The sequence below is a fragment of the Alphaproteobacteria bacterium HT1-32 genome, assembly GCA_009649675.1.
GTDB lineage: Bacteria > Pseudomonadota > Alphaproteobacteria > Rhodospirillales > HT1-32 > HT1-32.
Map to the genome: position 1 here is coordinate 1 of WJPL01000006.1, position 11,696 is coordinate 11,696.

General features: G+C 56.1%; 3 protein-coding genes. All 3 read left to right on the top strand.

Annotation, left to right across the window (positions count from 1 at the left end; all coding sequences use genetic code 11):
* The coding region (locus tag GH722_20565) for a DUF642 domain-containing protein (protein ID MRG74160.1) at window positions 1–8,425 on the top strand (8,425 nt) is incomplete at its 5' end.
* A 157-nt stretch (window positions 8,426–8,582) separates the two neighbouring features.
* Entirely contained in the window at window positions 8,583–10,682 is a 2,100-nt protein-coding gene (locus GH722_20570) for a tetratricopeptide repeat protein (protein MRG74161.1), read from the top strand.
* 5 nt (window positions 10,683–10,687) lie between these two features.
* Window positions 10,688–11,542: a squalene synthase HpnC gene (gene hpnC / locus GH722_20575; GenBank protein ID MRG74162.1), complete on the top strand. Its 855-nt coding sequence runs from the start codon at window positions 10,688–10,690 to the stop codon at window positions 11,540–11,542.
* The last annotated feature ends 154 nt before the right edge of the window (window positions 11,543–11,696 follow it).

Consider the following 11,696-nt stretch of genomic DNA (forward strand, 5'->3'; position numbering starts at 1 on the left):
CACGGTTTCTGTGGATGTGGTGGACGATGTACCGACCGCGAACATGGATTGTGACTTTGTTGCAGGCGGTGTCGGCTCCTCGACCACGGGTAACGTGATCACGGGTGTTGATACGGACAACAGTGGTGGTTCACTGCAGGCTGACAATGTCGGTGCGGATGATCCGGGCAGCATTGTGTCGATCCAGTTTGGTGACCAGTCCGTCAGCTTCGACAATCCGGCGGATGTGAAGACGGATGGCGAAGGCAACAGCTATATCGAGCTGCAGGGCGAAAACGGCACGATCCATATGTATGCGGACGGCAGTTACGAATACACCGTCACTGACTCGTCGGATGGTTCGGGCGAGAGCGGCTGGATGCTGGGTGCTGATGACCTGACGGGTGACAGCTATGATTTCGCTGGTCTCTGGGAACAGGAAATCGGCGGTCAGCAGGTAACGATTACGGCACGGGATGCCTATGGCAACGACCGTGACGTCTCCTACGGTGAACGGACCCCGGGCAGCGGCGACGCAAGTGGCCAGTTCCGCGGCATCGGCATTGCCGGTGGCGGTGATACGGAAATCGACGGTCCTGAAATCCTTGAAATCGATTTTGGCGGCAACACCGTCAATAACGTTGAAGTTGGTGTCCGGGCGCTGTTTGAAGGTGAAAGCGGCGGCACGGAAACCGGTGTCTGGATCGCCTACCGCGATGGCCAGGAAGTTGGCCGGGCCGACTTTGCGGCTGAACATGATGTCTCGGATCGTCCGAATACGGATGGTCAGCTGACACTCGATATCAGCATTGATGGCGGCTTCGACAACATCGTCTTCTGTGTGACGACAGGCACCTCCGACTTCTTCATCGAATATATGAAGACCGAGGAAGAGCCGGTCGGCTTCAGTGAAGAGTTCACCTATGTTCTGGAAGACAGTGATGGCGATCAGTCCAGTGCCATCCTGAAATTCCAGGGCGAAGATGACGGCGTGACCTCGACAGTCAGCTTCGGCGATCTGGAACGTTATGAGGATGCGCAGGCAACGGAAGCTGCTCAGACCAATGTTAATGGTGACGGTACAGCCGGTGATCTGGCTGGCCCGCTGACAGTTGAGATCGGCAGCCAGATCAACGTCTCGACGGTTGAAGGTGATGACGAAGTAACCGAGGTTACGATTGGTAACCTGCCGGGTGATGCGACCTTCAACCTTGGCGGTGCTGAACTGACGGCGAATGGTGACGGCGAGATCGTCCTGTCCGGTGATGATCTGGAAAGCTTCCTGGCTGACCAGACACAGCTGACAATGACACTGCCGCAGCATTCTGACGCTGATGTCAGCCTCGAAGCATCGGTAACGGTGAGCGACCCGGGTGGCGACAGCCAGGTCTTCACTGGTGCAATTGATGTCGTGATTGATGCGGTTGCCGACCAACCTTACGAAGTGTCTGCATCAATTGAAGTCCATGATAGTGATGGCTTCGATATTCCGACCTTCCCGCACGATATTTCGAACGTGGTGCTTTATCTGCAGGACGATGCAGGTGATTTCCTGAAAGTGAAAATTGATGACTTCCCGGGACAGGGACTCCGTGACCCGAATGACATCGATTTTGGTTCATTCGTAGAAGACAACTATCCGAATATGGAACTGATTGCCGGCATCACGGTTAAGGCTGGTAACAACCATCCGTCGGGGTATGGACCGGGTGAGGGAGAACTGTTCATCCTTAAGGATGGCATGACGGAAGGCGATTTCCCGACCGGCGACAAGGCAGATGTCACCTGGCAATACAATCAGGCCAACCTGACGATCAGTGATGATGTCTGGGGCGGAAGTGGTGATGAAACCTACGTTAATGTCACCGCGAACGTTACATTTGCTGATTTTGAGGATGGGTCAGAGACACATTATGTACTGATCGAAGTGCCGGACGGACTGGTTGCACCGTCAGATGCCAACATCGTCACGCAGGACAATAAGTCCTATGTCAGAATTGAGGCAGATAACGCAGACCTGGTGAATACGGACGGTCAGTTCACTACGACAGTCATGTTTGTTGTGGCCGATGAAACGGTTGGTTTCGACGGTGACGTCACAATACTGGCTTACGCAGTTGAAGATAATGTCAGCGATACTGAACTGACCCTCGACAATAATTCTGCGGTCAGCAGCACGACGGTAAGCGTTCATGCTGATCCGGTTGACGACGGCATCAACAGCACTGTCAGCTTCACTGACAGTGCGGTTTATGAAGATGGTCAGTCGGCCATGGCCGGACAGACCGATGCTAATAATGACAGCACGTTCGGCGATCTGTCTGGTGCGGTTTCTCAGGAAATTGGTTCACAGATTGACCTTTCCGGGATCGAAGGTGACGACAGTGTCAGTGAGATCACACTTTCTGACCTGCCGGCTGGTGCAGTCATTATGCTGGATGGCAACCCGATGCTTGTCGGCGAAGGTGGTACAGTCACCATTGCCGGGGACGATCTGGATACCTTTATGGCGGATCAGTCGGCGCTGGTTATTGAACTGCCGCAGCATAGCGATGTTGATGCTGACCTGAGCGTTGGTGTGACGGTGTCTGATCCGGATGGCAGCAGTCAGACCTTTGATGGTGTGATTTCGGTCGATGTCGATGCGGTTGCCGACAAGCCATTTGACGTAAGCGCGGAAGTAACGGTCAGCACGACATCGACGTCTTCCGGTGGCGAGACGACAACTGTCTTCAACACAACCTTTGAAGACGTCAATCAGGGTTTCCAGTGTGAGGCAGATGGGTGGAGTACTGAGAGTCACCGCATCGAAGTCTGGAACGAGTCCGGGTCGAACCCGAACACACCTGATGGTGAGCAGTATATCGAGCTGAACACGGATCCGGGTAACAGCAACTATGATGCTGCCAGCATCTATCGGGATATTCCGACAGAAGAAGGCGTTACCTACACGCTGACATTCCAGGCGGCGGGTCGTCCCTGCTATGACGCGAATGTCAATTCGATGCAGGTGAGTGTCGGTGGCGAAGTGGTTGAGACCTTCTCGCAGGATGCGTCGAATCACACCGAACATCAGTGGGAAACGGTTACTGTTACCTTCGTTGGTGATGGCACCAGCATGCGGGTCGAACTGGCTGAGAACGGCTATGATGTGAATGGTGGTCGCGGCGTACGTGTCGATGACATCACGCTGACATCTGAAACGCCGGGTATTGAGACAGAGACGGTAGATTCTGTGACCGTTAATGTCAGCGCGACCTTCTCTGATTTCACGGATGGTTCGGAATCGCACTTTGTTCTGGTCGAACTGCCCGATGGCTGGTCAGCACCGGAAGGCGCGGAAGTCGTTGATGGTGGTTCCATCAGCGGCTTGCCGGATGCCAGCTTTGTGCGGATCGAAGTCAGCAATACCCAGATCGCCAACAGCGGCGGTACGGTCACCATTCCGGTCGTGCTTGGTGCGCCGGAAGGTGCGGAAGGCGAGAGCCTGACATTCCGTACATTCGCGGAAGCCTTCGAGAACAATGTCAGCGACAGCGAACTGTCGACCGACAACAACCGTGCCTTCACCGGCTCGGAAGTCTCTGTAACTCTGCCGGGTGGTCCGGATGACGGGGTTACCTCGACGGTTACCTTCGGTGATACGGCTGTCTATGAAGACGGGCAGGCTGTTTCCGAACAGCAGACTGACGAGAATGACAACGGCACGTTCGGTGATATCGCTGACGGCGTCAGTGCCGACATCGGTAGCCAGATCAACCTGTCACAGCTTGACAATGACGACACTGTCAGCGGCATCGTCATTACCGGGGTTCCGGCAGGTGCTCTGATCACCATTGGTGGCGAGACGCTGAGTGCCAGCGGAAGCGGTGAGGTTGTGCTGGATGGCGCAGACCTGGATACGTTCCTGGCCGATCAGTCGAGCCTGCAGATCGAGCTCCCGCAGCATTCCGATGCTGATGTGGAACTCGGTGTCAGCGTTACGGTTTCTGACCCGGATGGCGGGGACAGCCAGACTTTCGACGGTACGATCTCCGTTGAAGTCGATGCTGTTGCCGATCAGCCGTTCGATGTCAGCACGACAGTGACGGTCAACCTTTCGGAAGCTGACACGGGCAGCACGGGCATCAGCCCGGTGGCCTACTGGAAGCTGGATGAGACCGGCGGCTGTGTTGTTGAAGACTCTGCCGGTGACGCAGATGGCGTTACCGACCGGGGAACGGGACAGGGCTATTCCGGTTATGATGATGGCAAGGCTGCCCGCTTCGACGGGTATAATGACCATATCGATATCCCGCATGACTCATCGATGGAGCTCGCCAACGGTACGGTGCAGTTCTGGTTCAAGCCGGACAGCGTGAACTGTGACTATGGCCTGGTGTCGAAAGACTCCAGCGGCTACGACACGGGCGGTCATATGACCATTCGCCAGATTGACGACGGCATCGAAGTCCGGTTGCAGAGCGGCAGCCAGTCCTACACGGTCAGCGTCGGGAATGGCGTTGAATGTGGCGAATGGAACCATGTCGCCTTCTCCTTCGGCGACGAAGGCATGAAGCTCTTCCTGAATGGTGAACTGGTGGACAGCGACAGCTATACCGGTGGCCTTCAGGGTAACTACGAACCGCTGGTTCTCGGAGCGAATGCCTGGAATACCGGCAATCAGTCTGCGTCGGACAGCGATCTCAGCCAGCATTTTGATGGCAAGATGGACGATGTCGCATTCTTTGACGGTCAGCTGAGCTCAGCACAGGTTCAGGCACTGGCAAATGGTGACGGCGTGCCGTCACTTGCGGAAGGCGGCAGCGAAGAGGTCGTCTCGATTGATGTCACCACGCCTGACTCGAATGTTAATATCTCTTCGGTTCTGGCCGATTGGGCAGACTCCGGAGTGACGGTTGAGGCCCTGACCTACAACGCAAATACCGACAGTTACGGGGACGCAGACTTCGGTTCGAAGAATGTTTCCTTCTCGCTGAATGCGACCAATACCCTCGATACAAGCCTGCATGGTAACTACGCCTACTCAGGCATAGCGGTCGGCGGTGGCATCGACGGCGGCGAACTGGATACCCTCGACGGCGATGACGATAACGGCGTCGAAATGCTCCGGGTGTCCTTCGACAATCCGATGAACAGTGTCACGGTTGAACTGTCTGCCCTGTTTGATGGCGAAGTGATCGAGAGCCTGGATCGCGGACCGTATGATTTGGGTTACATGGAACATGCGGAATGGACGGCCTTTGGTCCTGACGGTCAGGAAATCAGCGGTATCGTTGACGGTACAGTGAACGGTCTGGTTGAGTTCACGATTGATGCCGATTTCCCGATCACGCATATCGAACTGGCTCCGGTCGATGATGGTGCCGGCAACAGCGTCCATAATTCGGACTTCCTGCTGCGTTCGATCTCCGGCGAGACGGAAGTTGTCGATGCCGGTGTGGTTGAATCGGTTACGGTCTCGGTTACGGCCACCTTCTCCGACTTCACAGACGGTTCGGAAACGCACTTCATCCTTGTTGAACTGCCGGATGGCTGGTCAGCACCGGAAGGCGCTGATGTGGTCGATGGCGGCTCGATCAACGGACTGCCGGATGCCAGCTTCGTGCGGATTGAAGTCAGCAGCGAAGATATTCAGGCAGGGTCCGGCACGGTCACGATGCCGGTAACTCTGGGGGCTCCGGAAGGTGCCGGCGGAACCGATGTTTCCTTCCGTACCTTCGCCGAAGCCTGGGAAACCAACGTTTCCGATGACGAGACGACGACTGATAACAACCGGGTCTTTGCCGGTGGTGAAACAACCGTTGTCTCCCTGCCGGAAGGCCCGGATACGGCGGATGCACCGGAACTCTCGGTTCAGGCAACTGCCACGGCGGAAGATTGCCCGATCGGTCTGTCAATTGATGCGAGCCTTACCGATGATGGTGAGACCCTGTCTGTTGTCATCAGCGATGTGCCGGAAGGTGCAACACTGGCGATTGGCGGTCAGCCCCTCACGGATGATGGTAATGGGAACTATGTGATCTCGGGTACGGATCTCGATAATATCGGTAACCTGGTGTTCACCCCGGCTGATGATGCCAGCGAAGATGTTGAGCTGACTGTCACGGCAGTCTCGACAACCTCGGACGGTGAGACTGCTACGACAACGGCAACGCTGACGGTAGAGGTCACCGCGGATGCGGATGCACCGACACTGACCATCGTTGATACGACGGTTGAAGCCACGACCTCCGGTGCCGGTGAAACCATCACAGGCTCCGGCTCAGGTGAAACCCTGACAGGTGGCGAGGGTGCAGATGTCATCTCCGGTGGCGGCGGTAACGACAAGATTTATGGTGGCGATGAAACCGGTGTAACCGGTGACCCGACTGCTGAAATCGACCTGTCGGCATCGCTGAATGATCTGGATAATTCTGAAACCCTGTCGGTGACGATCAGCGACCTGCCGGAAGGTGCGACCTTCTATCTGGCGGGTGGCGATATCAACGGTCAGCGTGAACTGACGATCAGCAATGGACAGCTGGTCATCGAAGGTGATGACCTTGAAGATCTGAACACGGCTGATGTGAAGCTTTATGTCACGGCACCGAGCGGATCGGATGACTTTGATCTGACGGTAACAGCGACGGCACTTGATACAGACCCGGATACCAACGCGACTGATTTCGCGACGGCGACGGGGACCATTCAGGTGACCATCTCTGATGATGGCGGTGCGACCGGTGATACGCTCAGTGGCGGCAGCGGTAATGACGACATCTACGGTCAGGGCGGTGACGACACGATTGATGGCGGCTCCGGCTGGTATGATGATCTGTATGGCGGTGATGGCGATGACGTGATCACGGATGCCGACGGGGCTGATGAAGTCTCCGGTGGTGCCGGCGATGACAGCATCAGCATCTCCTTCGATACGGACTTTGTTGATAATCAGTACGGCTACAACAAGTCCTACCAGGAAATCTCGGGTGGTGCGGGTGACGACAATATCCTGATCCACATGGAGAACAGCTCCTTCTATCTGAACATGGATGCGGATGAATCCGGCACCGGTATTTCGGACAACCAGTCCGACGGTAACGATACGGTGACGGTCACGGGTGAGTATGGCTGGGCCGTGGTCGATATGGGTGCTGGTGACGACCTGTTCTTTGGCGGCGAAGGCTATGACGTAGCTTACGGTGCTGCTGGCAGTGACACGCTCTATGGCGGTGGCGGCAGCGATTATCTCTATGGTGGTGATGGTGCTGACACCCTGGTCGGTGGCACTGGTACCGATACGATTGACGGCGGCATTGGCGATGACCTTGGTGTCTTTGATGCCGAGGACGGTGCAACAGGTGGCCTGTATGATGGCGGGGCTGGTTCGGATACGTTCCGGATCGAACTGTCGGGTGATCAGGCCGATGATGATGCCGTCCTGACCGAACTCCGGTCGTTCCGGGAGTTCATGGAAGCGAATGACGACGAGAACCGGGATACTGGTCAGGGCAGCCTGTTCACCTTCTCGACCCTTGGCGTCTCGGTCCGGAACTGGGAAGAGCTGGAAGTCTATGTCGACGGTCAGGCTCAGGATCTGGATGATCTGCTCGGCAGCGGTATACCGGGCGATACCATTACGGGGACGCACGGCAAGGATACACTTGTCGGCGGTACTGCTGATGACACCCTTGACGGTCTTGGTAACAAGGACACGATCTACGGTGGCGACGGCGATGACTCGATTGATGGCGGAACCGGCAGCGACAAGCTTTATGGTGGTGACGGAAACGACAACATCTACGGCAACCATGGGTCTGACAGGCTGTATGGCGAAGCGGGTGATGACACGCTTGATGGCGGTACATCGAACGACAAGCTTTATGGCGGTGATGGTGATGACACCCTGCTGGGTGGCCATGGCTCGGATACGCTTGAAGGCGATGCCGGAAATGACCTCATGTACGGCGGTACGTCGAATGACACGCTGGATGGTGGTGCAGGAAGCGATACCCTGTTCGGTGAACATGGCTCTGATACGCTTTATGGCGGTGACGGCGATGATACGCTTGATGGTGGTACGGCCAACGACAAGCTTTATGGCGGGGATGGCGACGATCTGCTGATCGGTGGCCATGGCAGCGATACGCTTGATGGTGGTGACGGCAATGACACGCTGGAAGGCGGCTCAGGCAACGACAAACTGTACGGCGACTCCGGGGATGATCTGTTCATCTTCAGCTCTGATGGTGGTACGGATACCGCCTACGGTGGTCAGGGCTGGGATGCGATCGAAGTCGATGGTGCCGATGGTGGTCCGAACAACTGGCTGCAGGTCGATGGTAATGTCGGCTACACCATGGATGGCAACTCGCTCGAGTTCGACGAGTCGGCATCCGGTTCGGTCAATCTGCAGGATGGCAGCACGATGTACTTCGAAGATATCGAGGAAATCCGCTGGTAATAAGCAGGGCGGCGTCGAAAGGCGCCGCCTGTTCGCTTGATGTTCTTCAGAAAGTTTTGCGCGATAAGTGCATGTGAGGGCTTTGTTAACCGAGCAGGGTGGATATAATCTGCACGGGAAGCGGGTCGATTAAGGGGAAGGAGGCGCTCGCCGCGCAATGTCCGATATTATCGACGCAAATATTGAAAGTGGATGGCGCTTCGTTGCCGACGGAAAATTTTCCGAGGCCGTAGGTGTTTTTCAGCGTCTTGTTGACGTTGATCCCAATAATCATGCCGCCATTCATGGAATGGGGTTGTGCCAGCAAAGACTTGGCAGTCCGGATGCTGCATTGAAGCATCTGCGGAAGGCTGTCCGTCTGGGACCAGAGGTGGCCGTGTATCATAACAGCCTGGGGGCTGTGCTGAGCCATCAGGGTAATCATTACAAGGCTGCAACCTCGTTCCGGAAGGCGATCAAGCTGGATCCGGATTCTGCCGAATCACATCAGAATCTTGGCCGGTCTCTGCAAAGTCAGGGGCGCCTTCAGGCTGCATCACAATCCTATCGTGAAGCATTACGGCTGGACCCTGACAATCAGGGATGCCGTCTCCGGCTGGCGGGCCTGCTGCTGATGACCCGCGAAATCCGCGAGGCACAGAAAGAGTTTCGCGAGATTCTGCATGCAGAGCGTGAAAATCTGCGCGCTGTTTACGGTCTGGCGCAATGTTATCAGGCGACAGGTGATCTGCGGCGGGCCGAAGGTTGCTATCGCATTGTCATCGGTAAAGACCCTGATGACCCTCAGGCTTTTAACAGCCTGGGTACCCTTTTCCGGACGCAGGGACGTTTGCCGGAAGCCGAGGAACTGTTCCGTAAAGCCATCGAAATTGCACCGCGTTATGGACGCGCACATGCCAATCTGGGCAGCATTCAGGAATTGCAGGGCCGTCTGACCGAAGCTGAAATCAGTCTGCGTACTGCCATCGACCTGGAACCGGAACTGGATATCGCACATAACAATCTGGGGCTGGTTCTCCAGAAGCTCGGTCGTCATGCGGACGCCCGTGACAGTTATGACCGTGCCTTGCGGATCAATCCGGACTACAGCCTTGCGCATAACAACCTCGCGAATATCGAGCTTCAGGCCGGTGAGGTTGAGACTGCGATCAAGCATTATCGTGAAGCCATCCGGCTGAAACCGGATTATGCGATGGCCTATAACAATCTGGGCCGGGCACTGCAGCAGACATCAAACCTTGCCGAGGCTGAATCCACCTATCGCAAGGCGATTGAACTGTCGCCGCAGCTTGATCTGGCCTGGACCAATCTGGGTAACCTCCTGCTTGCCGGAAACCGGGTTGATGAAGCATCTGTCTGCTATCTGAATGCGATCAAGCTCCGACCCAGCTATGCAATGGCGCATAACAATCTTGGTCTTGTGATGATGCGCAAACGCCAGTTCGGCAAGGCAGAGATGTCACTGAAGCGTGCACTCGGAATCGATCCGCAACTTCATCTGGCACATCATAATCTTGGCAGGGTTCATCAGGCCCGGCGTCAGTATGCCGAGGCGGAGGCCTGCTACCGGCGGGCGATTGAGATATCGCCGGATTATGCGGTGGCAATGAACAGCCTTGGTGAGGTCTCTCATTTGCAGGGGCATCGCGAACAGGCTGCGCAGTGGTTCAAGAAAGCCTCTGATGCGAACCCGCGTAACGGTGCGGCGCTGACCAATCTTGGCCGGATGTATCAGGATCTTGGTCGTCATGACGATGCGCTGGCTGCGTTTGACCGGGCAATCAAGCTGATGCCCAAACATCCCGTGGCCCCGACAAGCAAGGCTCGTCTGCTGCGGGAAACCGGTCAGACGGACAAGGCAATTGCTGTATTGCGTGGCGTGATCTCCGATATGCCGGGATTTGCTCCGGCGCATGTCGATCTCGGTCTGATCTATCGTGATCAGGGAAAATATGATGATGCAATTGGCTGTTTCGAACAGGCAACCCGTATTGACCCGTCAATCGCCAGTGCCTGGGTTAATCTGGCTGACCAGCTTGGTCAGGTGAACCGTCTGGAGGAGGCAACAGCTGCCATCAGCCGGGCGCTCCAGATTGATGACAAGTTCGCGGCAGCCCATGCGGTTGAGGCTGAGCTTCTTGCCCGTGCAAGCAAGCCTGAAGCTGCTGCGGCGGCACTCAGAAAGGCGAAAGAACTGGCGCCTGAGGGGGACCGGGTGGTTCGTGCCGTTGCTTTTGTAAAGTCGGTCGCCGCCTGACATCTATGTCCATCGACAGTCAAAACCCGGACGTGACCTCGGGAAAGGATGAGGCTTACGAGAATTTCCCCGTAGGTTCCTTTCTGCTTCCGGCTGAACTGCGACCGGCGATTGCTGTTTATTATGCCTTCGCCCGCGAAACCGATGATATTGCTGACAGTCCGGCATTGTCTGCCGATGAAAAGGTTGATTGGCTGGCGCGGTTTGATGCTGCTGTCTCTGGTACATCCGGTGATCCGGCCTGTGCCAGTGCGGTTGCCCTGAGGAAAAAGCTGGCAGAACACGGCGTCAATGATCGCCATGCCCGGGACCTGCTGATCGCCTTTACCCGGGATGCGAGGAAAACCCGGTATGCCGACTGGGATGCTGTCATTGATTACTGTCTGCATTCCGCCTCACCGGTCGGGCGATTCCTGCTGGACCTGCATGGGGAAGACCCGGCGGGTTATGTGGCTTCCGACGCTTTGTGCAATGCGTTGCAGGTGATCAATCATCTGCAGGACTGCAAGGCGGACTATCTTGACCTTGATCGTGTTTATCTGCCGGAAAACTGGCTGACTGCGGAAGAGGGGACAATCGAGTCGCTTGCTGCCAGTCAGACCAGCCCGGCCTTGCGGCGTGTTATTGATCGCACTCTCGACCATACCGAGGAACTGATGGCCGTCGCCCGGACACTTCCGGGGCGGTTGAAAAGCCGGAGACTGGCGATGGAATCTGCTGCCATCATCAGGATTGCAGATCGTCTGATTGGCCATTTGCGCCGCCGCGACCCGCTGAGCGAGCGGGTGAAACTGTCAAAACCGGAATATCTTTATTGTATGGTCTGCGGGGTTTTTGCGGTTCTGTTCAAAAAAGGCTAGTCTCCGCCGATTCGCATACCGGAGTAACATGATGAACACGTCGAAGCCCGTTCTTGACCGCGCAGGTCTTCCGTCAGACATCCGTTCTTTTTCGACGGCTGAGCTGAAGCAGCTTGCTGTCGAGTTACGTCAGGAGACGATTGAGGCGGTCTCT